The sequence below is a fragment of the uncultured Enorma sp. genome, from assembly GCA_905210055.1.
Taxonomy (GTDB): domain Bacteria; phylum Actinomycetota; class Coriobacteriia; order Coriobacteriales; family Coriobacteriaceae; genus Enorma.
This window is the reverse complement of sequence record CAJLVH010000211.1, coordinates 1-1,954: the sequence shown is the minus strand read 5'-3', so window position 1 is coordinate 1,954 and position 1,954 is coordinate 1. Positions and strand designations below refer to the sequence as shown.

General features: G+C 61.6%; 3 protein-coding genes. 1 reads left to right on the top strand and 2 read right to left on the bottom strand.

Features of this window, described 5'->3' with window-relative positions:
- The coding region (locus QZ079_RS09265; protein WP_297037557.1) for an ABC transporter ATP-binding protein at nucleotides 1–610 on the bottom strand (610 nt) is incomplete at its 3' end.
- Nucleotides 611–669: 59 nt separating this feature from the next.
- On the bottom strand, nucleotides 670–903 hold the full coding sequence (locus tag QZ079_RS09260) for a hypothetical protein (protein WP_297037556.1): 234 nt from the start codon (nucleotides 901–903) through the stop codon (nucleotides 670–672).
- A 194-nt stretch (nucleotides 904–1,097) separates the two neighbouring features.
- Between QZ079_RS09260 and vsr the strand changes: the two genes are divergently transcribed.
- Nucleotides 1,098–1,943 carry a DNA mismatch endonuclease Vsr gene (vsr, locus tag QZ079_RS09255; RefSeq protein ID WP_297037555.1) on the top strand — a complete coding sequence of 282 codons (846 nt, stop codon included), beginning with the start codon at nucleotides 1,098–1,100 and terminating at the stop codon, nucleotides 1,941–1,943.
- Nucleotides 1,944–1,954 lie beyond the last annotated feature (11 nt).

Below are 1,954 nucleotides of genomic sequence, written 5' to 3'. Positions count from 1 at the left end.
TGGGCTCGTCGGCCATGATGATGGCCGGATCCGTGACGAGTGCTCGCGCCGCCGCCACGCGTTGCTGCTGACCGCCCGAAAGCTGGTAGGGATACTTGTCGAGCGTCTCCTGGATGCCTAAGCGGCACGCGACATCCGTGACGCGGGCGAGCGTCTCCTTGGCCGGCGTGCGGCTGATGGCGAGCGGCAGTGCGATGTTCTCACGTGCGGTGAGCGTGTCGAGCAGGTTCGAATCCTGGAAGATGAAGCCGAGCTGCTCGCGACGGAACTTCGTAAGCTTCTGCGCCTTCAAGCGCGTAACGTCCTCGCCGTTGACGAGCACGCTGCCGCCCGTGACCTTGTCGATGGTCGACACGCAGTTGAGTAGCGTCGACTTGCCGGATCCCGAGGCGCCCATGATGCCCATGAAGTCGCCCTTCGCCACCGTGAACGAGACGTCGCGCAGCGCGTGCGTAACTTTGTTACGGCTGCCGTAGACCTTCTCGATGTGGCGCACGTCGAGCACCGTGGGTGCAGCCGAAGCGCCAGCGGGCGTGGAAGAAGGTACTGCTTGCGCCGCCGCGGCGCCGCCGAAGGCAAAGTGCTGCGCCTCAGAGGGAATGCTTGCCATAATCGATCCTTTCATTCATGTCCCAAAAAGGGACAGGAGCATTTTGGGACATTACGCGCTTAGCGGGAGACGTTCCACAACAGAACAATCATACCGATGGAGAGCGCCGCCATGATGACGAGCCAGATGACTGTCTCGGCAACCGACATGCCCGCGCGCACTACCGGATTCTTCGGCTTCCGCTCGGGCATGCGGTCATACGGGCTTGCATACGCGAGCTTCGGTCCTACCGCAAAGGTGCATGCAGCGCCTAACGTTGGCTTCTCGATCATCTTGCTGCTTGTGGTCTTCATCCGAACCACCTCCTGAGCATATCCTCGCAGGAGGCGTCGCGCAGAGCCATCGATTTGCCTTACATCGAGCTTTCAGTTTTGTAAGGTTTGCAAAAGTACCCCAGGGGTAATTTTACAAACGAATCCAGCCAGAAGAGTCCCGGGGTGATTCCGCGTGATACGATAGGCGAGAAACAGACTACCAAAGGAGCTTCGTGAAGACGGTACGCGTAGCGGCAGGCATCATATGCGAGCAGGAAGACGGCGCAGACTCCGGCCGCGTCCTTGCCGTACAGCGCGGCTACGGCGACATGAAGGGACTCTGGGAGTTCCCCGGCGGCAAGGTCGAGCGCGGCGAGACCCCCAAAGAAGCATGCCGTCGCGAGCTTGCCGAAGAGCTCAAGGTGCGCATCACCGACCTCCGCGATTTCTACTCTGTCGAATACGACTACCCAGATTTTCACCTCTCCATGGAGTGCTTTCTGTGCAGCATCGAGGAGGGTAAGCCGAAGAAGAGCGATCGGCAGCTCGATATCCGCTGGGTCGAGCGCACCTCTCTTGCCAAGCTCGAGTGGATGCCCGCCGACCGCGAGCTCGTGCGTACCCTCGCGCATGCCAAAACGACCGACGACCTGCAAGCCCTCGCGAAGCGCCGCCATGACAGCCGCCACTCCATGCAGGGCAACAAGCGCCAGAACACCAAGCCCGAGATGCTCGTACGTCAGCGCCTGCGCGAAGCGGGACTCACCGGCTACCGCCTGCAGTGGAAGAAGGCGCCCGGCAGGCCGGACATCGCCTTCCCCGGCCGCAAAATCGCGATTTTCGTAAACGGCTGCTTCTGGCACCGCTGTCCGCACTGCAACCCTTCGGTTCCCAAGCGAAACACCGAGTTTTGGGAGGCGAAGTTCCGCCGCAACGTCGAGCGCGACCGCCGAGCCATCGCCGAGCTCGAAGAGATGGGCTGGACCACGATCACCATCTGGGAATGCGAGCTCAAGCGCGACCGCATCGATGAGACCATGGAACGCGTCATCGAGCAGGTGCGCACGGCCAGCCATTAGGGACGGGGGGG